Raw genomic sequence first — 21,994 nt, 5'->3', positions numbered from 1 at the left:
AGGTTGAACCAGCCGACACAGGAGAGGTGCCCGGGGCCAAGCCTCGGCCCCGGCGGGGGGCAGAGCCCCCAATCTACGGCATTTGATTCGCGCCTATGGGCGCTGCCCCTAGAGCGGGATCGGCTGAGCTCCGCTCACCCGCCCCGCTCTAGCTCATTGTTCGGTCGCGTGATTGACGGTTTCGGTCGATTCGACCTCAACCGATCACGCTCTAAACCCCGCCGGAGACCGGACCAGGCCCGGACTCCGGTAGGAGGTTCAGACTCGAGGGCTGAACCTGCCGACTCCCCGGCGGGAGTGCGGAGGGCGGCGCCCTCTGCCGGAGGTTTGGGGGCGAAGCCCCATTCCTACCGCTGGCGCCCTATTCCAGCGTGATGTTCAGCCGGCGCAGCAGCGGCGGCCACTGCGCGATATCGCTGGCGAGCTGGGCGCGGAATCCCTCGGCGCCGGTCCCGCCCTGCAGCCCCGCCGCGACGAAACGCTCCGCCAGATCGGGCTTGGCCATGGCGGCGACGATCGCCCGCTCCAGCGCCTGCAGGCGGTCCGGCGGCAGGCCGGACGGGGCCAGCACGCCATACCAATTCTCCATGACCAGGCCCGGCTGCCCCTGCTCGGCCGAGGTCGGAACCCCCGGCAGCAGCGGCGTTCGCGCCGTGCCGAGGACGGCGACCGCCGTCATCCGCCCGGCCTGCACCTGCGGCACCAGCACCGGCGTGTCGGCGATGAGCAGGTCGATATTGCCGGCCAGCAGATCCGCCACCGCCGGCCCGGCGCCGCGATAGGGGATGTGGGTGAGCTCCAGCCCCGTCGCCAGCCGCAGCATCTCGCCGGCGATGTGCATGGTGGTCCCGGGCCCGGCCGAGCCATAGGTCAGCGCCCGGCCAAGCCGCCTGGCCGCCGCCGGTAGGTCGGCCAGCGTCTCCGCCAAGCCCGGCCGGACCACCAGCAGCGAGGGCATGCGGCCGAACATCGCCACCGGCACGAAGTCGCGGACCGGGTCGTAAGGCAGCCGGGGCTGCAGGGTGGCCCCCAGCACCTGCACGCCGAGGCTGCTCACCAGCAGGGTCTGCCCGTCCGGTGCCGCCTTCGCCACGATCTCGCTGCCGATCACCCCGCCGGCGCCGCCGCGATTATCCACGACGACCGGCTGGCCCAGCTCCACCGCGATGCCGGGCGCTGCCATCCGGACGACGTTGTCGGCGGCGCCGCCGGCGGCGAAGGGCACGACCAGCCGGACCCCTTGCGCCTGCGCCTGGGTGCCGCAGGCCAGCATCAGCAGGAAGGCGAGCCAGAATGCGCGCATGGCATTTCCTCCGCATCTTGTTTGGCGCGCATGATGCGTTTCGAATCCGGCATCTGCCAAGGTGCGGCTGCCTGGCACCGTGCTTCGGCGAGCAGGCTGCCGAAAAGGGAAAATCGGAGGGCACGGACGCAACCTTGCTGCGCGCCACGCCGCCGATGCGCATGGTTGATTCGGGACGCACCCTCCCTCGATTCTTTTCGGACTTCCGTTGCGACGCCGAGGGACTTTTTCAGCAGCCTGCCAGAGCATGACGCGTCCGCTTTCGCTCACGCGCCCCGCTCCAGCTCATTGTCCGCTCGCGTGTTCCCGGTTGCGGTCGATTCGACCTCAGCCGATCACGCTCTGGCATCGGATCGGCCAGCGCAGATCGCCGTGGGGCGACATCGCCGAAGGCGCGCATCCGCTCCATGCACCATGGCCCGGAGCAGTTTCGGCGAGGGCGGCATGTGCGCCGAAATGCTCTGCTGGCCCGATTCCGCGGAGCCGGGCACCAGGCGGCCGAGCCCTTACTGCCGGTGGCCTGCTTGTCCGCCCCTTCGCCGGACATCCGGCGCACTTTGCGGGCGGGACATTGGAGGGCGGCGTCGGGACGGCGGGAGGTCAGGCGCGGCCGTCGTCCAGCTTCCGCGCCAGCTTCCGCGCCAGCACATAGCCCAGCAGCCCCGCCACCGGCGCCGCCGGCAGCACCAGCAGCCAGCCGATATGCGCGCCATTCACCGCGAGGCCGAGCCCGACCCCGAGCATCAGCCCGCCCACCAGGCTGCCGACCACGCCCGCGGTCAGGCCGAGGATCAGGATCTCTTCGCGCGTCACCATGGCGGGGGCTTACGGGGGCGGGCCGGGGTTTGACAAGCGGGGGAGGGCACCCCTATAGGCCGCGCCTCCTCCTGGGAATGCGGACATGGCTTCGGGCCATGCGCCCGCCCTTGCCCGTTCCGGGCCTGGGACTACCGGGACAACAGCGAAGGAAGGGCTGCCCGCGCGACGGGCGGCAAGACTGGGCCTATGACCAAGCGCGTTGAAAGCAAGTACAAGATCAATCGCCGCCTCGGGGTGAATCTCTGGGGCCGGGCCAAGAGCCCGATCAACAAGCGCGAAACCATCCCCGGCCAGCACGGCGCCCGCCGCAAGCAGAAGCCTACCGACTTCGGCGTGCAGCTCATGGCGAAGCAGAAGCTGAAGGGCTATTACGGCAATATCGGCGAGAAGCAGTTCCGCAAGTACTACGAGGAAGCGGTCCGCCGGAAGGGCGACACCTCGGAGAACCTGATCGGCCTGCTGGAGCGGCGGCTGGACACCGTGGTGTACCGGATGAAGCTGGCGGTCACCCCCTTCGCGGCGCGGCAATTCGTCAATCACGGCCATGTGCTGGTGAACGGCAAGCGGCTCAACATCCCCTCCTACCAGGTCAAGGACGGCGACCTGATCGAGGTGAAGGAGAAGTCGAAGCAGCTCACCTCCGTGCTCGATGCCGCGCAGAGCGGCGAGCGGGACGTGCCGGAATATATCGAGATCGACCACCGCGCCATGCGCGGCCGGATGGTCCGGGTGCCGAAGCTCTCCGACGTGCCCTACCCGGTGCAGATGGAGCCGAACCTGGTCGTCGAGTTCTACTCGCGGTAAGGGCAGGAGGGGCAGCGATGCCCCTCTTTTTTTGCGTGGCGGGCCGGTTGGCGCCGCCTCTCGTGGCGGTCCGGGTTTCGCGTCCGGTGCGGCCGTCGGGTCTGGAGGTCGGTGGGCTGTAGCTGAAGCCGGCCGGCGAATCCGTTCTAGCTCTGGTAGGGTCAGCGCCAAGGCGATCCCGGCAAGGGCATGCACCGCCGCACGGTGCCGGTTCCGCGCCAGGCGCATGGCGCGTCATGCGCAACGACCGCGAGGCGGCGGCGGGCATTGCTGGCATGATGCGGCCTCGCCCCGAAGGAGACGCCGGCATGACCACCCCCAAAACCCTGCTGGAACTGGCCGGGGCGCCCTTGGCGCCGTCCCGGCTGGAAGCGGCGGCCCTGGTCGTCGTCGACGCCCAGGGCGAGTACCGGGACGGCAGGCTGCCCCTGGAGGGCATCGGCCCCGCCCTGGCGCGCCTGGCCGCTCTGCTGGACGCCGCAAGGGCCGCCGGTACCCCGGTGATCCACATCGCCCATAAGGGCCGCGCCGGCGGGCTGTTCGACCGCGACGCCGCGGGCGGCGCCATCCTGCCCGAAGCCGCGCCGCTGGGCGGGGAGGCGGTGATCGAAAAGCCCCTGCCCAACGCCTTCGCCCAGACCGGGCTGCAGGAGGCGCTGGCGGCGACCGGCCGGCGCGAGCTGATCCTCGCCGGCTTCCAGACCCATATGTGCGTCAGCAGCACCGCCCGCGCGGCGCTCGACCTGGGCTGGCGGGTGACGGTGGCGGCGGATGCGGCCGCCACCCGCGCCCTGCCGGACCCGCTGGGCGGCGAGCCCTTCACCGGCGCCGCCCTGCACCGCGCCGCCCTGGCGGCGCTGGCGGACCGCTTCGCCATCGTCGCGCCGGTCGGCGCCATCGTCGCCGCCAGCCTGCGGGCATGAAAAAAGGCGCCCGGTCGGGCGCCCATTCGGTGAGTCACATCGCGGTCCCTCGCCGCCTGCGCCGCCCGTTGCCCTGGCGCGGCTTTGCCGCTTCAGGCTGTGCCGGGTGCTCTTCCCGGAGCGACCCTGGGGCCCCCATGAAGCTGCGCCAGCAGCTTCATGGGGAATGAAACCGGGGCCCCCGTGGCGCCGCGCAGCGGCGTCATGGGGAAATGGCTTAGGCGCTCTGCTCGGACTTCAGCCCGCCCTGCTTCAGCAGGGTCTCGACCACTTCCCAATCCACCAGCTTGTTCAGGAAGTTGTCGAGGTAGTTCGGCCGCACATTGCGGAAGTCCAGATAATAGGCGTGCTCCCACACATCCACGCCGAGGATCGGGGTGCCCTCGCCGGTGGAGATCGGGTTGGCGCCGTTCGGCGTCTTGGTCACCTTCAGCTTGCCGTCCGGGGCGATGATCAACCAGGCCCAGCCGGAGCCAAACTGCGTCACGCCGGCCTGCTTGAAGGCCTCCTTGAACTGCGCCAGGCCGCCGAGATCCTGGTCGATCTTCGCGGCGAGGCCGCCCGGCAGCTTGTCCCCGCCGCCCTTCGGCGACATCACCTGCCAGAACAGGATGTGGTTCCAGTGCTGGCCGGCCTGGTTCAGCACCGGCAACCCGTCCGCGCCGGCCTTGCCGGCTTCGGCGACGATGGTCTCGAGGCTCTTGCCCTGGAGCCCCTTGCTCTCGATCAGCCCGTTCAGCGCCACGACATAGGCGTTGTGGTGCTTGCCATGGTGCAGCTCGAGCGTTTCCTGGCACATGCCCTGGCCGGCCAGGGCATTGGTGGAATAGGGCAGCGGCGGCAGGCTGAAGGCCATGGGCTGTCTCTCCTCGATTTGGAACGCGTCGGTTGGATGCGGACATGCCCGGCACCGCAGGGCCCGGGAGCCGGTTCAAGAGCTAGGCGGGGTGCCGCGGCACGTCAAGCAAGGCACGGGCGGCGGAGTTCCCGCCCCGTGGCGGGCAGGGGCGATCGGTGCTGTAAGGCGCCATGGCCGCGCTTTCGCCGATCGCCGAATTCGCCCGGCGGCACGATCCCGATCGTTTCCTCTGCACCCTCTTCGCCCCGCCGGCACGGCGGGAGGCGCTGTTCGCGCTGATCGCCTTCAACCATGAGCTGGCGCGGGCGCGGGAGGCGGCGCGGACGCCGCTGATCGCGCTGATGCGGCTGCAATGGTGGCGGGAGGCGGTGGAGCAGGCGGCGGAAGGCCGCCCGCCCCGCCGGCACGAGGTGGCGGGGCCGCTGCACGCCGCCATCGCCGAGGGCGCCTTCGCCGCCGAGGAATTGCTGGCGATGGTGGAGGCACGCGAGGTGGAAGCGGAGGAGGCGCCGCCGGACGAGGCCGGCTTCGCCGCCTATCTGCGCGGCACGGCGGGGGGCGTGGCGGTGGCGGCGGGGCGGTGCCTGGGCACGCCGGCGGCGCTGCTGCCGGCGCTGCAGACGGCCGGTGCGGCCTATGGGCTGGCCGGGGTGCTGCGCAGCACGGCGCTGCTGGCCGGGCAGGGGCGCTGCCTGCTGCCGCAGGAAGCGCTGGCGGAAGCCGGGCTGGATGCGGCGGCGGTGCGGGCGGCCCCCGACTCGGCGGCGGTGCGGGGGGCAGTGGCACGGCTGGCGGCGGCCGGGCTGGCCAGGCTGCCGGCGGTGGCGGCAGAGCTGCGGGCGCTGCCGCAGGGCGCGGTGGCGGCGGCGCTGCCGCTGGTGCTGGCCAGGCGGGATCTGCGGCGGCTGGCGGCGGGGCGGCCGGGGCTGGCGGGGCGGGGGTTCGGGGACCGGGTGGCGGTGGCCTGGGCGGGGATGCGCGGCGCGGTGTGAACGGGGGCTCCGTATGCCCCCAGCCGGAGCGCTGCCGCTGCACCCGCTGGGGAAGGCTTTCCCTCGGGCCCGGCCCTGACCTGGCAGGTTCAACCTGCAACCTCGCACCGGGGTCCAGGGCCAGATCCTGGCCCCGGCGGGGGTTGGCAGCATTGCCGCCAACGGGGACAGCGCCCCCTGCCGGGGGTTGGGGGCGGAGCCCCCATCACAGCAGCAGAAAATTCTCCTCGCGGAATTCCGCCGCGGTGATGCCGAAGAAGGTGATGCTGCTGTCCGGCCCCAGCTCCAGCACCACCCCGCCGGCGGTGTCCGTCAGCGCCAGCAGCGGGTCGAAATCCGGCGCCGCGCCCAGAAGCTGCAGCACATCCTCCGTCGCGTCGAAATCGAGTACCAGATCCGCCCCGCTCGGCACGCTGAGGTCGAAGAGGAAGAGATCCGCGCCCAGCCCGCCCCCCAGCGTGTCGTCGCCGATGCCGCCGCCGATGCTGTCCGCGCCGGCGCCGCCGAGGATCAGGTCGTTCCCCGCCCCGCCGGAGATGCTGTCCCCCGCCAGCGCCGCTTCCGGCGCCGTCGCGAAGGCGGCGAGGAAATCGTCGCCCGCCCCGCCGAGGATGGTGTCCGCCGCCAGGTCGCCGCCGAGCACCGTGTCATTCCCTGCGCCGCCGGCGACGAGGTCGCCCACGCTGTCGTTCCAGGTGATGAAGTCGTCGCCCGCGCCGGCATCGACCGTGTCGGCATCCTCGAGGCCGAGGATGACGTCATCCCCTGCGGCGCCGCGCACCAGGTCCTGGCCGGCGCCGGCCTCGATGGTGTCATTGCCGGTGCCGCCATACAGCAGATCATCGCCGCCGCCGCCGGAGAGGCTGTCATCCCCCGCATCGCCCACCAGCAGGTCGTTGGACTCGCCGCCGCTCAGCGTGTCGTCACCGTTGAAGCCGAACAGGATTGCGGCCTCGGCACCGGCGCTCAGCCTGTCGGCGCCGAGCCTGCCGGATTCGATCTGGGCCATGAAGCATCACCTCCGCTGCCATCGCATCGGCGCCGCGCGCCGCTGCGGCGAGGTAACGCGGATGCGCGTGGCCGGACCTGCGACGAATGAAGCGGTGGATCACGAATCGCTGAGGCCGGCGCCGGCGGCGCGTTTCCTGCCGCGCCGCGCGAAGGGCGCCGGCCCGCTCTCGCCTGCCGGTTCAGGCACGGCGCTTCAGGCGCGCTTGCGCTTCTTCGCCGGCGCCGCCTGCTCCATCCCTTCTTCCTCTCCCGGGGCGGGCAGCAGCGGGGCGAGGAATCGGCCGGTATGGCTTCCCGGCGACGCCGCCACCTCCTCCGGCGTGCCGCTGGCCACGATGCGGCCGCCGCCATCGCCGCCTTCGGGGCCGAGATCGAGGATCCAGTCTGCGGTCTTGATCACCTCCAGATTGTGCTCGATCACCACCACCGTATTCCCCGCCTCCACCAGCGCGTGCAGCACCTCCAGCAGCTTGCGCACATCCTCGAAATGCAGGCCGGTGGTGGGCTCGTCCAGGATGTAGAGGGTGCGGCCGGTGGCGCGGCGAGAGAGCTCCTTGGAGAGCTTGATGCGCTGCGCCTCGCCGCCCGAGAGCGTCGTCGCCTGCTGGCCGAGATGAATGTAGCCGAGGCCGACTTCCCGCAGCACTTTCAGCTTGTCGTGGATGGCGGGCACGGCGGAGAAGAACTCCACGCCCTCATCCACCGTCATCTCCAGCACGTCGGCGATGCTCTTGCCGCGGAATTTCACCTCCAGCGTCTCGCGGTTGTAGCGCTTGCCCTTGCAGGCGTCGCAGGTGACGTAGACGTCGGGCAGGAAGTGCATCTCGATCTTGATGACGCCGTCGCCCTGGCAGGCCTCGCAGCGGCCGCCCTTCACGTTGAAGCTGAAGCGCCCGGGCTTGTAGCCACGGGCGCGGCTTTCGGGCAGTTCGCTGAACCAGTCGCGGATGGGGGCGAAGAGGCCGGTATAGGTGGCCGGGTTGCTGCGCGGCGTGCGGCCGATCGGCGACTGGTCGATATCGATGATCTTGTCCAGCAGCTCCAGCCCCTCGATCCGCTCATGCGGCGTCGGCACGGTGCCGGCGCCCATCAGGCGGCGTGCCGCGGCCTTGTACAGTGTCTCGATCACCAGCGTGCTCTTGCCGCCGCCGCTCACGCCGGTGACACAGGTAAAAGTGCCGAGGGGAAAGCTGGCGGTGACGTGTTTGAGGTTGTTGCCCATCGCGCCCACCACCTTCAGCGCGCGCTTCGGGTCGATCTTGCGGCGCGTGGCCGGCACCTCGATGCGGCGGCGGCCGGAGAGGTAGTCGCCGGTGAGGCTGACGGGGTTGGCGGCGACCTCCGCCGGCGTGCCCTGCGCCACCACCCGCCCGCCGCCGGCGCCGGCCGCCGGGCCGATATCCACCAGATGGTCGGCGGCGCGGATGGCGTCCTCATCGTGCTCCACCACCAGCACGGTATTGCCGATGTCGCGCAGCCGGCGCAGCGTTGCCAGCAGGCGTTCATTGTCCCGCTGGTGCAGCCCGATGCTCGGCTCGTCCAGCACATAGAGCACGCCGGTGAGGCCGCTGCCGATCTGGGAGGCCAGCCGGATGCGCTGGCTCTCGCCGCCCGAGAGCGTGGCGGAGGAGCGGCCGAGGGAGAGGTAGTCCAGCCCGACATCCACCAGGAATTGCAGCCGCTCCTCGATCTCCCGCAGGATGCGGCGGGCGATCTCCTGGCGCTGCGGCGTCAGCGTCGCCATCACCGTGGAGAACCATTCGCGCGACTTGCGGATGGACAGCTCCGAGGCCTCGCCGATATGCTTGCCGGCGACCTTCACGGACAGCGCCTCGGGCTTCAGCCGGTGGCCATTGCAGGCGGGGCAGGGGCGTTCCGCCTGGTAGCGGGTGAGGTCCTCCCGCACCCAGGGATTGTCCGTCTCGCGGTAGCGGCGCTCGAGATTGGGCAGCACGCCCTCGAAGGGCTTCTTCACGTCATAGGCGCGAAGGCCGTCCTTGTATTTCAGCGTCACCACCTCGGCGCCGGTGCCGTGCAGGATGGCGTCCCGCACCTTCTTCGGCAGCTCGCCCCAGGGCTCCGTCGTCTTCACCTTGAAGTGGCGGGCGAGGCTTTCCAGCGTCTGGTCGTAATAGGGCGACTGGTTGCCGGACCAAGGGACGACGGCGCCTTCCGCCAGGCTGCGCCGCTCATCCGGCACCACCAGCTCCGGGTCGAAGAAGCTCTCCGTGCCGAGCCCGTCGCAGCTCGGGCAGGCGCCCTGCGGGGAGTTGAAGGAGAAGAGCCGCGGTTCGATCTCCTCGATGGTGAAGCCGGAGACGGGGCAGGCGAATTTGGCGCTGAAGACGGTGCGCTCCTGCGTATCCGCGTTCTCCGCATAGGCGATGCCCTCGGAGAGGGCGAGGGCGGTCTCGAAGCTGTCCGCCAGGCGGGGCGCGATGCCGTCCCGCACCACGATGCGGTCCACCACGATCTCGATGTCGTGCTTCAGCTTCTTGTTCAGCGCCGGCACCTCGGTGATGAGGTGCAGCGTGCCGTTCACCTTCACCCGCTCGAAGCCGCGGCGCTGCCATTCGGCCAGCTCCTTCCGGTATTCGCCCTTCTTGCCGCGCACCACGGGGGCCAGCAGCAGCAGGCGCGTGTTCTCCGGCATGGCCAGCACGCGGTCCACCATCTGGGAGACGGTCTGCGCCTCGATCGGCAATCCGGTGGCCGGCGAATAGGGCACGCCGACCCGCGCCCAGAGCAGGCGCATATAATCGTGGATCTCGGTCACCGTGCCGACGGTGGAGCGCGGGTTGTGGCTGGTGGTCTTCTGCTCGATGGAGATGGCCGGCGAGAGCCCCTCGATGGAATCCACATCCGGCTTCTGCATGAGCTGGAGGAATTGCCGGGCATAGGCGGAGAGCGATTCCACATAGCGCCGCTGGCCCTCGGCATAGATGGTGTCGAAGGCGAGGGATGACTTGCCGCTGCCGGACAGCCCGGTGATGACCGTCAGCGTGCCGCGCGGCAGGTCCAGATCCAGGTTCTTCAGGTTGTGCGTGCGGGCGCCGCGGATGCGGATCAAGCCGGAAGCCGGCAAGGGGAGGGGGCTGGCCATCGATCTGTGGCTCCAACGGGCGGCGCCCGTGTTCGCATTGTGTTCTTGGGTTGATGCCACTATATCAGCGGCGAGGGAAGGGTCGTCATGCGCCGGGCCGGGCGCGCGCCGCAATGCTGTGGCGGGGCAGGGGCCGCACCGCTAGGCTGGCAGGCAGACTCGCCGTAAAGGCGGCCCACCCGGCAGGGAGGCGGCACACCCGCCCGCCTGGCGGACGGCAATTCGGAGATCTACGGCATGGCCGGCAGCGTGAACAAGGTGATCCTGGTGGGCAATCTGGGGCGTGACCCCGAGGCCCGCAACATGCAGTCCGGCGACCGGGTCGTCACCTTTTCCGTCGCCACCAGCGAAAGCTGGAACGATCGCGCCAGCGGCGAGCGCAAGGAGAAGACCCAGTGGCACCGGGTGGCGATCTTCAACCAGAAGCTCGGGGAGATCGCCGAGAAATACCTGCGCAAGGGCAGCAAGGTGTATCTGGAAGGCCAGCTCGAAAGCCGGAAATACACCGACAAGGACGGCAATGAGCGGGAGACCACGGAGGTGGTGCTCGGCCGCTTCCGCGGGGAGCTGACCCTGCTGGATGGCCGCGGCGGTGGCGGCGGCGACATGGGCGAGGGCGGTGGCGGCTATGGCGGCGGGGGGCGGTCCTCCGGCGGCGGCTATGGCGGCGGCGGTCGCTCCGGCGGCGGCGGTGGCTGGGACAGCAAGCCGAAAGGCGGCGGCAGCGATCTGGACGACGATATTCCCTTCTGATGGCGTCGGGGCTCCGCCCCGAACCCGGCAGAGGGCGCCGCCCCCTGCACCCCCGCCGGTGGTTGCCGGCAGTGCCGGCAACCCCTCCCCGGACCCCAGTGTGAGTCGGCAGGTTCAAACCTCGGGTCTGAAACTCAGACCGGGGCCCGGGCCAGATCCCGGCCCCGGCGCGGAGAGCGTGAGCGGGGGGGGGGCGTGGCGCTGCTGCGACGCCCCTCTCAACCCCGGCGTAGCGCCACCGCGCCACCCCCCAGCACCAGCGCCAGGCCCAGCGCCGCCATGATGGGGATCCCCGCCTGCGGCCCCAGCGCATCCGCCAGCGCCCCCGTCAGCAGCACGCCGAAGGGCCCGGTGCCGATGCAGGTCGTTACCAGCCCCAGCACCCGGGATCGCGCCTCGGGCGGCGCCGCCGTCACCGCCAGCGCCGTCTGCAATGCGCCGAACACCGCCGTGCCGAGGCCCCCCAGCATCAGCAGCCCCACCGCCAGCCCCAGCACCGGCATCAGCGGCAGCGCCAGCAGCACCGCCAGGAAGAAGCCGCAGCCCCCCAGCAGCACCAGCGGCGAAAGCCAGGCTCCGCGCCGCGTCGCCAGGAACAGCCCGCCCAGCAGCGCGCCCGCCGGCTCCCCAGCGCTCAGCAGCCCGATCTGCGCCGGCGTCGCCGCATAGGCCAGCGTGCCCAGCGCCGGCAGCACGCTGGCGAAGCTGAAGGCGAAGACGTTCATCGCCACCGTCGCCACCACCACCGCCCGCAGCACCGGCAGGCGGCGGACCAGCGCCACCCCCTCCGCCACGTCCAGCAGCACCTGGCGCGGCCGCAGCACCCGCCGCGCCTGGGGCAGACGCACGCCGGACAGCATCAGGAAGGTCAGCACGTAGCAGCCGGACGCCAGGGCAAAGGCCGGCCCGATGCCGAGCCATTGATACAGCACGCCGCCCAGCAGCGGCCCCGCCATGCGGGTGGTGTGCGCCGTGGTGGTGTCCAGCGCCATGGCCTGGACCAGATCCGCCTCTCCCGCCGCCTCGGTCAGCATGCGGCGGCGGGAGGCCATCTCGCCGGTCCAGACCAGCCCGGCCAGCAGCGCCGCCAGCGCCAGGTGCCACACCTCCAGCGCGCCGGCGAAGGCCAGGGCGGCGATCGCCGCGGTGCTGAACGCGGTCGCCGCCTGGCCGCACATCAGCAGGCGGCGGCGGTCCAGCACCTCGGCGATGGCGCCGGTGAAGGCGCCGGCCAGCAGCATGGGCAGGGACCGCGCCATGACCACCAGCGAGGTGGCGAAGGCGGAGCCCGTGACCTCGAAGGTGAAGACGGAGGCGACCAGGATCTCCACCCAGCGCATGGCATTCGCCAGCGCCCCCACCGCCCAGAGGCGGCGGACATCCGGGTTGCCGATGAGGCGAAGAAGGGGGTGGCGGTGCGCTTCGGCCGCGTCGCGTGGCATGGCTGGCTTGGGGCGCAGCCTCGCCCGCGCAGGGCCGGCTGTCGAGGGGCAATGGGAGGGGGCTGTCCCGCAGCGCAAAACGGGGCAGGATCGGGCAACGGTGCCCGCCGCCGCAGAGCCCCGGCCTGGCCCGAGGGCGGCCGGAGACGGGTCGCCGGCATCGAAGGCTGGTGGCCCACGCTTCGGAGACGGCCACCGGAACGGAGGAGGATCGCCATGCCCTACGCCCCCGCAGAAGGCGCGCGCCTGTATTACGAGGAGGCCGGCACCGGCCATCCCATCCTGTTCATCCACGAATTCGGCGCCGATCACCGGGAATGGGAGGACCAGATGCGGTTCTTCTCCCGCGAATACCGCTGCATCGCCTACTCGGCCCGCGGCTATCCGCCTTCCGAGGTGCCGTCCGACCCGAAGCTCTACGGCCAGGAATTCGCGGTGGCGGATGCGGTGGCGGTGCTGCAGCATCTCGGCATCGCCAAGGCGCATATCGTCGGCCTTTCCATGGGCGGCTTCGCCACGCTGCTCTTCGGCATCCGCCACCCCGGGATGGCGACTTCGCTGGTGCCGGCCGGCGCCGGCAGCGGCTCCCCGAAGCAGGAGCAGGCAGCCTTCCGCGCCGCCTGCCAGGAGCGGGGGGAGAAGCTGATCGCCCAGGGCTGGCCGGGCGAGCTGGCGGAGGAGACCGGCCACGCCCCCACCCGCATTCAGCTCAAGAAGAAGGACCCGCGCGGCTGGGCCGCCTATATGGAGCGGCTGGCGCAGCATTCCGGCCTCGGCACCGGGCTGACGATGAAGCACTACCAGGGCGAGCGCGACTCGATCTTCGACTGGGAGGCGGAGCTGCGGAAGATGCAGGTGCCGACCCTGCTGGTGGTGGGCGACGAGGACTGGCCCTGCATCGAGACCAATGTCTGGCTCAAGACGGTGCTGCCCAATGCCGGGCTGTGGATGCAGCCGCGCACCGGCCATGCGATCAACCTGGAGGAGCCGGCGGCCTTCAACCGGGAGGTGGCTTCGTTCTTCGCCACGGTGGAGAAGGGGCGGTGGAGGCTGGGGTGAAGATCGGGGGCTCCGCCCCCGAACCCCGGCAGGAGGCTCTGCCTCCTGCACCTCCGCCGGGGAGGATACTCCTCCCCGGACCCCGGTGTGAGTCGGCAGGTTGAACCTGTCGAGGCCGAAACTCTCGCCGGGGTCCGGGGACCGGTCCGGTCCCCGGCGGGGGTACGGGGGCAGAGCCCCGGGGTTTGGGGGCGAAGCCCCCGATCACCGCCCCTCGATCGGGTATTGCGGATCATTGTACCCCGGCGTGCTCGGGTGCCCCGGCGCCACCAGCCCATCCACCAGCGCCTCGTCTTCCGCCGAGAGGCGGAAGCTCAGCGCCGCCAGATAATCCTCCAGATGCGCCATGGTCCGCGGCCCCAGCACCGCGCCGGTGACGTGGCGGTTGGCCAGCACCCATTGGATGGCGAAATGCGCCGCGCTGGTCCCCCGCACCTCCGCATGCGCCCGCAGCTTCTGGGCGATTTCCAGCGATTCCGCCCGCAGCTCCGTCTCCAGCATGCGCCTGTCCTGCCGCGCCGCGCGGCTGCCGGCCTCAGGCGTCTCGCCCGGCCGGTATTTCGCCGTCAGCACGCCGCGCGCCAGCGGCGAGTAGGGGAACACCGCCAGCCCGTAATAGGCGGCGGCGGGGAGCTGCTCCACCTCCGGCTGCCGGTTCATCAGGTTGTAATAGGGCTGGGAGACCACCGGCCGGTCGATGCCCATCTCGTCGCAGAGCCGGCAGATCTCCGCGATGCGCCAGGACCGGTAGTTGGAAACGCCGAAATGCCGGATCTTCCCCGCCCTGACCAGATCGCCCAGCGCCCGCACCGTGGTCTCCAGCGGCGTCGCAGGGTCTTCCTTGTGCAGGTAGAGCACGTCGACGAAATCGGTGCCGAGGCGCTTCAGGCAGGCCTCCGCCCCCTGGATCACCCATTTGCGGGAGAGGCCACCCTCATTCGGCCCCTTGCCGACGCGGTTGGCGATCTTGGTCGCCAGCACCCAGGCCTGGCGGTTGCCGGCGATGGCGGCGCCGACCACCTCCTCGGATCTCCCGCCATTGTAGCCATCGGCGGTGTCGAGGAAGTTGATCCCGGCCTCCGCCGCGCGGGCGATCAGCCGGGCGCTGTCCGCGGCGTCGGTCGGGCCACCGAACATCATGGTGCCGAGGCAGTAGCGGCTGACCTTGACGCCGCTGCGGCCGAGCATGCGGTATTCCATGGCGTTCTCCCTCAGGCATTTTCAGGTCAGGCGGAAGCGCCTGACGGTGCGGAACCGGCGACAAGCGAAGAGCTGGAGCGGCTGTAGCGAGCGCGCGAAGCGAAGGCCGTTCCGGCGCCTATAGTGGTGCGGGCGTGGCGTGGATCGCCACGAGCTGCTCGTCAAGCCGCGGCACGTAGTGGATGCCGCGTCGCGCCGCCGTGATGATCACCTGGGTGTAGAGCGGCGGCGCGGCCGCGGGAGAAATCCGCGGTGCCGGCGCCGGCGGCAGCCTTGGCCGAGACGATGAAGACATTGGTGAGCTGGCCGGGCAGCACCGGGTTGGGCGCGGCGGTGTGCAGCCGGATGCCGTGCGGGTCCACCACCTCCACCCGCGTGATGCCGCGGAGATTGGTGGCGTAGGAGCCGGTATTGTTCGGGATGTTCGGAATGCGCTGCAGGGAGAAGGCGACATCCTCCGCGGTGAAGGGGCTGCCATCCTGGAAGGTGACCCCCTGGCGGAGCTTCAGCTCCCAGACCCGGTCCGCAATGGCGGTCCAGCTTTCGGTCAGGCCCGGGGTCCAGCGGCTGTCCGCGTCGCGGTTCACCAGCGTGTCGAACACATGCCGGGCGGCGGCCATGTTGGGGCCGAGGAAGAGCACATGCGGGTCGATGCCGAAACCGGTCTGCATGCCCATCGTCAGGGTCTGCGCCGCGGCGCCCGCCGCCCGGGAGAGCATGGCGCCGAGCGCCAGCCCGGCGGCCCCGATCCTTCGCCGCATTGCCAGCCTCTTCATGCTGCGGATGCGAAGGGTGGGTGCGGGCGGGGGTGGGCGTCAAGCGGTGCCGGCGATGCGGCGGCAGGCTGCCTGGTGCGGGCGCGGCCGAATTCGCCGCGCCGCGATTGCGACATCGGGCCTGCATGCGGCTGCCCGGTGGCGGCCGCGAACTGCCCGTGAGGCCGCCTGCGGGCGCAATGCCGCGAGGAACGGAAGAGTGCCATCCCGTTCCTGCTCCCGCCTTGCGGATGCGGCCGAAAGGGGGGAGGGGCGAGGCGCCCGTCAGGATGCCCCGCCCCTGCCTGTCAGGCCGCCCAGAGCAGGTCCGAGCAGGACGAGGTGCAGCTCTCCGGGGCCGGGGTGGCTTCGCCGCCCTCGCTGCCAAGGCCCATCGCCCCGAACATCGCGTCGAACACAGCGGTGTTGTCGAGGTAGTTCTGGCCGAGGCCGGCATAGGCGTAGTTCGCCAGGCCCGGATCCACCTTGTTCGCCGCCTCGGCCAGCAGCTCGGCGCCGGCGCCCTGCGCCCAGATCGGCACCAATTCATTCGTGTGGTTGTCGGTGTGCCAGCTGACGCCGGGCAGCTCGCCCGCGCCATTGTTCTGCACCGGCTGGAAGGGCACCACATCCGCGTCCGGGCCGAGCAGCAGGCCATTGCCGTGATCGGTGGTGACGACGACCAGGGTCTCCTCCCAGCTGCTGTTGGTCTCGACCCAATTCACCACCGTGTCGACGGTCTCGTTGAAGCTGATCTGCTCCTCGATGAGACGGCCGGTGTCGTTCGCATGCGCGGCCCAGTCGATCGCCCCGCCCTCGACCATCAGGAAGAAGCCGTCCTCATCCTGGCTGAGGACGTTCAGGGCGCCCTCGGCCATGGTCGACAGCTCCGGCACGTTGTCGAGCTGCGGCGTCATGCCCTCGCCGTCGCGTGCCTGCTGCAGCGTGGAGCCGTTGCGGAAGGTGCCGAGGATCTTGTCGCCGGCCTCGAGGTCGAAGCTGCCATCGGCCAGCGCCTCGAATTGCGCCTCGCTGTCGATGAAGCGGTAGTCGGTGTTGCCGGAGAGCAGGTTCATGAAGGTCTCGGCGCCGCCGACATAGTCGTAATCGTCCGGGCTGGTCGGAATGCGGAACTCGCCATTCTCGTCATAGAAGGGGTGGCCGGCGCCCATGATGACCGAGGCCTTGCCGCTCTCGATCATCTCCTTGGAAATGCCTTCGTAGTCATTGCGGCTGGGGTTGTGCGCGGCGAAGGCGGCCGGAGTCGCGTGCGACCACTGCACGCTGGTGACGACGCCGAGCGCGCGGCCGCTCTCCACGGCATAGTCGCCGATATTCGTCAGCGGGTTGCCGAAATTGTCGTAGCTGATTGCGTTGTTGTAGGTCTTGACGCCGGTGGACAAGGCCGTGCCGGCGGCGGCGCTGTCCGTCACCTCGCTGCGCAGATATTCGTAGCCCTCGAAGGCGGCGGGATAGTCGCCATACATGCCTTCCGCGGGGGCGGCGTTCCAGACCTTGGTGAAGTCGTAGCCGAGCTCGCTTTCCGAGGTGTTCGTCGGGGTGGAAGAGGTGGTGAGCGGGTAGGTGCTCATATACCCCTTCATGGAGAAGCCGTCATAAGCCTGCTCGCCCAGCTTGCCGTGCTGGTAGTAGCTGGCGGCGTCCCAGGTTCCCTGTCCGGCGCCATCAGAGATCAGCAGGATGACGTTCTTCGCGGTGGGGGCGGTGTCGGACATTCAGCAAAAGCTCCCGTAACCGGTAGGCGGCGTGCCAACCTGGAGCCTTGGTTACCGTCCGTTCATGAATTCGCCAGGACTGCCGTCTTAAGTATACGTTAAAAATATACAGTGCATAATGTCAATATTATCGGCAGCGCTTATATTCGGGCCGGCATCGGGTTCAACGAGTTTTAGTTAAAATCGCCCGAATGTAGTAGCTATGGCGATATGAAATAGGCCCCGGCCACGAAATATACTCAGCGCTGCCCCAGGCGACTGGCAAGCGACCTGGGCAGGCGACCCGTCATGCGAAGCAGGTGGCAACGGCGGCGGCGGCGGCGGCGATGCAGTCGAACACGCCCGTCCGGCTCCAGCGGAGGAAGCGGCTGTGGCGCATCTCCTTGTTCTCCCATCGCCCGGAAGGGGATGACGGCATGGCGGGTGCAGTCGCCCTCACCCCGGGGCCTGCACCGGCGGAGCCTGCCGCCCCGCCCCATGCAGCCCCACCCTGCCCCGATCCGCTCCTGCGGGCGGCCGATCTGGTCGCGCGACCCGGGCGGCGTCCCCTGCCGGGCCAACCTGTGCCGCGGGCCGCCGCGAGGCCCGCCGCGAGGCCCGCCGGTTGCCGCTCAGGCGGCGGCGTAGCGGGTCAGCGCCAGATCCTCATGCGCGATCTCCGGCGCCCTACCGGTCAGCAGATCCGCCAGCAGCCGCCCGCTGCCGCAGGCCATGGTCCAGCCCAGCGTGCCATGACCGGTGTTCAGGTACAGGTTGCGGTACCGCGTCTGCCCCACCACGGGCGTGCCATCCGGCGTCATCGGCCTGAGGCCGGTCCAGAAGCTCGCCTTCGCCAGATCGCCGCCCTCGGGGAAGAGGTCGCCGACGGAATGCGCCAAGGTTTCCCGCCGCGGCGGCCGCAGCTTCAGGGAGAAGCCGGCCAGCTCCGCCGTGCCGCCGACGCGGATGCGGTCGCCCAGCCGGGTGATGGCCACCTTGTAGGTTTCGTCCATCACGGTGGAGACCGGCGCCGCCTCGGCATTGGTGATGGGCAGCGTCAGGGAATAGCCCTTCACCGGATAGACCGGCACCTGCACGCCCAGCGGCCGCAGCAGCGCCGGCGAGTAGCTGCCCATCGCCACCACATAGCGGTCCGCGGCGAAGCGGCCCTGGTCGGTGGAGACGCCCACCACCTCGCCCGCCTCGGTTTCCAGCCCGCTGACCGTCACGCCGTAATGGAACTGCACACCAGCGGCCGCCGCCAGCGCGGCGAGGCGCTGGGTGAAGACATGCGCATCGCCCGTCTCGTCCCCCGGCAGGCGCAGCCCGCCGACGAATTTGCCGGGGACGCGCGCCAGCGCCGGCTCGGCGCCGATGCAGCCCGCGGGGTCCAGCAGCGCATAGGGCACCTGGAACTGGTCGAGCACCGCGGTGTCCTCGCCCACCGCGTCGAGCTGCTTCTGGGTGCGGAAGAGCTGCAGCGTGCCCTGCATGCGCTGGTCATAGGCGATGCCGGTCTCGGCCCGCAGATCCTTCAGCACGTCGCGGCTGTATTCCGCCAGGCGCACCATGCGGCCCTTGTTCAGCCCATAGGCGGCGGCGGTGCAATTCGCCAGCATCTGGCCGAGCCAGCGATAGAGGCCCTGCTCGAGCTGCGGCCAGATGACCAGCGGCCGGTAGCGCATCATCAGCCATTTCAGCGCCTTGACCGGGATGCCGGGACCGGCCCAGGGGGCGGAATAGCCGGGCGAGACCTGGCCGGCATTGGCGAAGCTGGTTTCCATGCCGGCGGCCGGCTGGCGGTCCAGCACCGTCACCTCATGCCCCGCCTTGGCCAGGAACCAGGCGCTGGTCACCCCGACCACGCCGCTGCCGAGCACCAGCACCCGCATTGCCGCCTCCATGATCCGGGGTCGCCGGGGGAGGGCGCGCCGGATCGCTTCCCACCCTGGTGTCCTGCCCGCGAAATTCGCTGGATTTCCAGCGAACGCAGCGGACAGGCAGGCCATTGAAACCAAAAGCTGGTGGCCCGGGAACGAAGGCCGCAGGACTGCGGAATCGGGCCACTAGAACGGTGACAAGCCTATCAAACGCCCGGCGCGAATTTCCCGCCGATGCGTCGCAGCCCCTGCCATAAGCCGCGATTTCGTCGCATATTATGCGAGGATTTCGCAGGACCTTGCGTGCACGCCCTGGACGACACCGACCGCGCCCTGATCCGCCTGCTGCGGGCGGATGCGCGGATGAGCAATGCGAAGCTGGCCGAGGCGGTCGGCCTCTCCGCCTCCGCCTGCCTGCGCCGGCTGCGGTTGCTGGAGCACCGGGGGGTGATCCGCGGCTATACCGTGGTGCTGGAGGAGGCGCCGGCGCGGGAGGGCGTGGTGGTGATCGTGCAGATCACCCTGGAACGCCAGACGGATGAGCATCTGAAGCGCTTCGAGCTGGCGGTGCGCCGGTGTCCGGAGGTACGGGAATGCTACCTGATGACCGGCATCGCCGATTACCTGCTGCGGGTCGAGGCGCGCGACGCCGCGGATTACGAGCGCATCCACAAGGAGGCGCTCTCCCGCATGCCGGGGGTGGCGCGCATCCAGTCCAGCTTCGCGATCCGCAGCGTCATCCGCGGCTAGTGTCCCGATTTCGCAGTCCGCAGGACTTCGGAAGCGGGAGACTAGAGCGCGATCGCCTGAGGTGGACTCACCGAAAAGCGTGAATCACGCGACAAAACGAGTGGCTGGAGCGGGGTGGGTGAACGAAGCTCAACCCATCCCGCTCCAGCGGCTCGGCCCTTCCTCAACCAAACACCTCGCTCCAGGCCGCCATCAGCGCCGCATCCGCCTCCTCCATCGTCGCCGGAATGCCCAGGCGGTGCAGGGACGTCACCCCATGCTGGCTGATGCCGCAGGGCACGATGCCGCCGAAATGCGAGAGGTCCGGGTCCACATTCAGCGCAATGCCATGCCAGGTCACCCAACGCGTCACCCGCACGCCGATGGCGCCGATCTTGTCCTCCGTCCCCCGGGCGCGATCCGCCACCCAGATGCCGACGCGCCCTTCCCGCCGCTCCCCCTTCACGTTGAAGCGGTCGAGCGCGCGGATCACCCATTCCTCCAGCCCATGGACATAGGCCCGCACATCCCGCCCGCGCCGGGCCAGGTCCAGCATCACATAGGCCGTCCGCTGCCCGGGCCCGTGATAGGTCCATTGCCCGCCCCGCCCGGCCTGGAAGACCGGGAAGCGCGGATCCAGCAGCCCCTCCGCCGCGGCGGAGGTGCCGGCGGTGTAGGTCGGCGGGTGTTCCACCAGCCAGACCACCTCCTCCGCCGTGCCGGCGCGGATACCCGTCACCTGCGCTTCCATGGCGGCCAGGGCCTCGGGGTAGGGGGTCAGCCCCTCGGCGATGCGCCAGAGGGGGGTCGGGGCAGTTGATCGGAGCAGGGTCATCGTCTATACGCCCGCCTCCTACCCGGTCTGCGGTCGTGGCGGAATGGTAGACGCGCCAGCTTGAGGTGCTGGTGGGGGAAACCCCGTGGAAGTTCGACTCTTCTCGACCGCACCATTTCATTTGGCATGACGCCGCCTGCCAAGCCGTCGCGCCGGGGCGATTCCGCTCCGCTCAACCGCACCATTCCATTTGGCGCGATGCCGCCCGCCAACCCATCGCGCTGGTGGGATTTCGCTCCACTCAACCGCACCATCCTCGGGGTTCCCGCAATTCGCCGGCCCAGAGATGGGTGGCCGCCAGGTCCGGCGCCAGGGCTGGCGCCGAGCGCCGCTTTCCAGCCCGCGCCGCCCGCTGCCCTGCCGCGGTTTCGCCGCGGCGGGCCGTGCGAGGCGCTGATCGCCCGGCACTTCGAGGCGCCGTGGCGTCGCGCAGCGACGTCATGGGGCATGAAGGTGTCCTCGCGGAGGCGCGCAGCGGCTTCGTGGGGAATAGTCAGAAGGCGAACAGATTCTCCCTGAGCGTCGGCCCGGCATAGCTGTCCCGCGCCAGGCCGCGCTTGCGCAGCACCGGCATCAGCTTGGTGGCGATCTCCGTCAGATAGGCGATATCCCCCACCTTGGTGCGGAAATGGAACCCGTCCGCCCCGCCTTCCTCCGCCGTCTGCTCGATGATGTCCGCCACCTGCTCCGGCGTGCCGCAGATCGGGAAGGTCTCGTGCATGCCCTCGTTCTTGGCGATCTCGCGCAGCGTCATGTCCTTCTTCGCCTCGGTATATTGCAGCAGCTTGCCGATCATCCCCTGCACCTTCAGGTCGGGCGGCAGCGGCTTGTCCTGGTCCAGCTTGGCCAGGTCGATGCCGATCATGGCGGAGATGTAGGAGAGTCCGGATTCCGCATCCGCCTGGTCATGGTTCAGTGCCCAGCGCTCCTTCGCCATCGCCTCGGTATCCCCCATCACCGGCTTGATGGAGAAGAAGATCTTCACGCTGCGCGGATCCCGCCCCGCCGCCGCCAATTGCGCCCGCAGCTTCGTCGAATAGGTCTTCATGTCGGCGACGCTGTTCTTGTGTGCGATGACCATGTCCGCATTGGTCACCGCAAAGCGCTGCCCGCGCGGGGAGGTGCCGGCCATGATGATCACCGGCTCCCGCTGCGGCAGGCTCGGCACGGTCAGCGGCCCGCGGGAGCGGAAATACTTCCCCTCGAAATGCACCGGCCGGACCTTGGCCGGATCGGCGAAGACGTTCCTCTCCTGGTCTTCCAGCACCGCATCCGGCGCCCAGGAATTCCACAGCTTCCGCACCAGGTCGAGATATTCGTCGGCGATGTCGTAGCGCGTGTCGTGCTCCGGCAGATCGTCCTGCCCGTAATTCTGCGCCGCCGTCGGGCTGGCGGAGGTGACGACGTTCCAGGCGCTGCGCCCGCCGGTCAGGTGGTCCAGCGTTCCCATCATCCGCGCCAGCAGGAAGGGCGGGTAGAGGCTGGTGGAGAGCGTCGCCCCGAGGCCGATATGCCGCGTCGCCCCGCCCATCATGGCGAGGATCGGCGCCGGGTCCAGATGCACCTCCAGCCCGTGCTTCACATAGTGGTCGTTGCTGTTGCCATAAGTGGCCGGAATGGCCGGGATGTCCGCGAACAGCACCATGTCGAGGAAGGCGCGCTCCGCCAGCCGCGCGATGTCCATGTACAGCTCGCCCCGCTTCCAGTCGTAGAGGCGGGAGGAGGGCAGGTTCCAGTAATGCGCGCCCGGCGCGCCGAACCAGGCGAAATGCAGCATCTTCGGCATGGCATGCGGACCTTTCGGGAAGGGGG

At 70.0% G+C, this 21,994-nt stretch carries 19 protein-coding genes and 1 tRNA gene; 8 read left to right on the top strand and 12 right to left on the bottom strand.

Translation table 11 applies throughout. The annotated features are described in order from the left end of the window. Positions 1 to 361: 361 nt before the first annotated feature. Positions 362 to 1,303 carry a Bug family tripartite tricarboxylate transporter substrate binding protein gene (locus E5N76_RS02195; RefSeq protein ID WP_187829925.1) on the bottom strand — a complete coding sequence of 314 codons (942 nt, stop codon included), beginning with the start codon at positions 1,301 to 1,303 and terminating at the stop codon, positions 362 to 364. Here E5N76_RS02195 and E5N76_RS29300 point away from each other — a divergent pair. Then, positions 1,294 to 1,554 (top strand): hypothetical protein, encoded by a 261-nt coding sequence (locus E5N76_RS29300; protein WP_187829924.1) that lies wholly within the window; start codon positions 1,294 to 1,296, stop codon positions 1,552 to 1,554. The genes E5N76_RS02195 and E5N76_RS29300 overlap by 10 nt on opposite strands. 349 nt (positions 1,555 to 1,903) lie before the next feature. Here the strand turns inward: E5N76_RS29300 and E5N76_RS02190 are convergent, their stop codons facing one another. Next, positions 1,904 to 2,119: a hypothetical protein gene (locus E5N76_RS02190; protein ID WP_149535657.1), complete on the bottom strand. Its 216-nt coding sequence runs from the start codon at positions 2,117 to 2,119 to the stop codon at positions 1,904 to 1,906. A 189-nt stretch (positions 2,120 to 2,308) separates the two neighbouring features. Between E5N76_RS02190 and rpsD the strand changes: the two genes are divergently transcribed. Together rpsD and E5N76_RS02180 are read left to right on the top strand one after the other, a co-directional pair. Continuing rightward, complete coding sequence (gene rpsD, locus E5N76_RS02185) at positions 2,309 to 2,926, top strand: 30S ribosomal protein S4 (RefSeq protein WP_149535656.1); 618 nt, start codon at positions 2,309 to 2,311, stop codon at positions 2,924 to 2,926. A gap of 308 nt (positions 2,927 to 3,234) precedes the next feature. Then, entirely contained in the window at positions 3,235 to 3,849 is a 615-nt protein-coding gene (locus E5N76_RS02180) for an isochorismatase family protein (protein WP_149535655.1), read from the top strand. 217 nt (positions 3,850 to 4,066) lie between these two features. Here the strand turns inward: E5N76_RS02180 and E5N76_RS02175 are convergent, their stop codons facing one another. Then, a complete protein-coding gene (locus E5N76_RS02175; RefSeq protein WP_149535654.1) occupies positions 4,067 to 4,705 on the bottom strand; it encodes a superoxide dismutase in 639 nt (212 codons plus the stop codon). Positions 4,706 to 4,878: 173 nt separating this feature from the next. Between E5N76_RS02175 and E5N76_RS02170 the strand changes: the two genes are divergently transcribed. After that, positions 4,879 to 5,700 carry a squalene/phytoene synthase family protein gene (locus E5N76_RS02170; protein ID WP_149535653.1) on the top strand — a complete coding sequence of 274 codons (822 nt, stop codon included), beginning with the start codon at positions 4,879 to 4,881 and terminating at the stop codon, positions 5,698 to 5,700. Between the two features lie 205 nt (positions 5,701 to 5,905). Here the strand turns inward: E5N76_RS02170 and E5N76_RS02165 are convergent, their stop codons facing one another. Continuing rightward, the gene (locus tag E5N76_RS02165; RefSeq protein WP_149535652.1) at positions 5,906 to 6,709 is read right to left on the bottom strand and encodes a calcium-binding protein; all 804 of its coding nucleotides are present in this window, start codon (positions 6,707 to 6,709) and stop codon (positions 5,906 to 5,908) included. A gap of 195 nt (positions 6,710 to 6,904) precedes the next feature. Continuing rightward, on the bottom strand, positions 6,905 to 9,814 hold the full coding sequence (uvrA, locus tag E5N76_RS02160; RefSeq protein ID WP_187829923.1) for an excinuclease ABC subunit UvrA: 2,910 nt from the start codon (positions 9,812 to 9,814) through the stop codon (positions 6,905 to 6,907). A 237-nt stretch (positions 9,815 to 10,051) separates the two neighbouring features. On the opposite strand from uvrA, the gene ssb reads away from it, so the two are divergent. Beyond that, complete coding sequence (ssb, locus tag E5N76_RS02155; RefSeq protein WP_149535651.1) at positions 10,052 to 10,567, top strand: single-stranded DNA-binding protein; 516 nt, start codon at positions 10,052 to 10,054, stop codon at positions 10,565 to 10,567. Between the two features lie 218 nt (positions 10,568 to 10,785). On the opposite strand, the gene E5N76_RS02150 is transcribed toward ssb, so the two are convergent. Continuing rightward, positions 10,786 to 12,009, bottom strand: coding sequence for an MFS transporter (locus E5N76_RS02150; protein WP_187829922.1), 1,224 nt, complete (start codon positions 12,007 to 12,009; stop codon positions 10,786 to 10,788). A 216-nt stretch (positions 12,010 to 12,225) separates the two neighbouring features. On the opposite strand from E5N76_RS02150, the gene E5N76_RS02145 reads away from it, so the two are divergent. Next, on the top strand, positions 12,226 to 13,068 hold the full coding sequence (locus E5N76_RS02145; RefSeq protein ID WP_149535649.1) for an alpha/beta fold hydrolase: 843 nt from the start codon (positions 12,226 to 12,228) through the stop codon (positions 13,066 to 13,068). A gap of 204 nt (positions 13,069 to 13,272) precedes the next feature. Here the strand turns inward: E5N76_RS02145 and E5N76_RS02140 are convergent, their stop codons facing one another. From E5N76_RS02140 to E5N76_RS02125, 4 genes are all read right to left on the bottom strand, one after another. Next, positions 13,273 to 14,268 carry an aldo/keto reductase gene (locus tag E5N76_RS02140; protein WP_149535648.1) on the bottom strand — a complete coding sequence of 332 codons (996 nt, stop codon included), beginning with the start codon at positions 14,266 to 14,268 and terminating at the stop codon, positions 13,273 to 13,275. A 161-nt stretch (positions 14,269 to 14,429) separates the two neighbouring features. Then, positions 14,430 to 15,044, bottom strand: a complete 615-nt coding sequence (locus E5N76_RS02135; RefSeq protein ID WP_149535647.1) for an ABC transporter substrate-binding protein — start codon at positions 15,042 to 15,044, stop codon at positions 14,430 to 14,432. A gap of 287 nt (positions 15,045 to 15,331) precedes the next feature. Then, the gene (locus E5N76_RS02130; protein WP_149535646.1) at positions 15,332 to 16,759 is read right to left on the bottom strand and encodes an alkaline phosphatase; all 1,428 of its coding nucleotides are present in this window, start codon (positions 16,757 to 16,759) and stop codon (positions 15,332 to 15,334) included. A 611-nt stretch (positions 16,760 to 17,370) separates the two neighbouring features. Then, the gene (locus E5N76_RS02125; RefSeq protein ID WP_149535645.1) at positions 17,371 to 18,630 is read right to left on the bottom strand and encodes a D-amino acid dehydrogenase; all 1,260 of its coding nucleotides are present in this window, start codon (positions 18,628 to 18,630) and stop codon (positions 17,371 to 17,373) included. Positions 18,631 to 18,930: 300 nt separating this feature from the next. On the opposite strand from E5N76_RS02125, the gene E5N76_RS02120 reads away from it, so the two are divergent. After that, positions 18,931 to 19,368, top strand: coding sequence for an Lrp/AsnC family transcriptional regulator (locus E5N76_RS02120; RefSeq protein WP_457852671.1), 438 nt, complete (start codon positions 18,931 to 18,933; stop codon positions 19,366 to 19,368). 163 nt (positions 19,369 to 19,531) lie between these two features. Here E5N76_RS02120 and lipB read toward each other — a convergent pair whose 3' ends face one another. After that, positions 19,532 to 20,182 (bottom strand): lipoyl(octanoyl) transferase LipB, encoded by a 651-nt coding sequence (lipB, locus tag E5N76_RS02115; protein ID WP_149535643.1) that lies wholly within the window; start codon positions 20,180 to 20,182, stop codon positions 19,532 to 19,534. Between the two features lie 29 nt (positions 20,183 to 20,211). Between lipB and E5N76_RS02110 the strand changes: the two genes are divergently transcribed. Further along, positions 20,212 to 20,297 (top strand) — tRNA-Leu (locus E5N76_RS02110). A 378-nt stretch (positions 20,298 to 20,675) separates the two neighbouring features. Here the strand turns inward: E5N76_RS02110 and E5N76_RS02105 are convergent. Next, a complete protein-coding gene (locus E5N76_RS02105; protein ID WP_149535642.1) occupies positions 20,676 to 21,968 on the bottom strand; it encodes an NtaA/DmoA family FMN-dependent monooxygenase in 1,293 nt (430 codons plus the stop codon). Positions 21,969 to 21,994 lie beyond the last annotated feature (26 nt).

This window comes from Siccirubricoccus phaeus (assembly GCF_008360935.1).
In the GTDB taxonomy this organism is placed as follows: domain Bacteria; phylum Pseudomonadota; class Alphaproteobacteria; order Acetobacterales; family Acetobacteraceae; genus Siccirubricoccus; species Siccirubricoccus phaeus.
The sequence above is the reverse complement of the archived record's forward strand: the minus strand, read 5'-3'. Positions and strand labels throughout refer to the sequence as shown.